The sequence below is a fragment of the Streptomyces muensis genome, from assembly GCF_021474425.1.
Taxonomy (GTDB): Bacteria; Actinomycetota; Actinomycetes; order Streptomycetales; family Streptomycetaceae; genus Streptomyces; species Streptomyces muensis.
This window is the reverse complement of sequence record NZ_JAKEIP010000666.1, coordinates 1-342: the sequence shown is the minus strand read 5'-3', so window position 1 is coordinate 342 and position 342 is coordinate 1. Positions and strand designations below refer to the sequence as shown.

The following is a 342-nucleotide window of genomic DNA, read 5'->3' as shown; positions in this document are numbered from 1 at the left end:
TAAGGCGAGGCCGACAGGCGTAGTCGATGGATAACCGGTTGATATTCCGGTACCCGCTGTGAAGCGTCAAACATCGAGCATCGTGATGCTAAGGCCGTGAAGCCGCCCTGATCTCTTCGGAGTTGAGGGGAGTGGTGGAGCCGCCGAACCAAGCGGTTAGTAGGTGAGTGATGGGGTGACGCAGGAAGGTAGTCCATCCCGGGCGGTGGTTGTCCCGGGGTAAGGGTGTAGGACGTCAGGTAGGTAAATCCGCCTGGCACATAGTCTGAGACCTGATGCCGAGCCGATTGTGGTGAAGTGGATGATCCTATGCTGTCGAGAAAAGCCTCTAGCGAGTTTCAT

General features: G+C 56.7%; 1 rRNA gene. It reads left to right on the top strand.

Going from position 1 to position 342, the window contains the following annotated elements:
* Positions 1-342, top strand: a 23S ribosomal RNA gene (locus L0P92_RS44950); the annotation flags it as partial.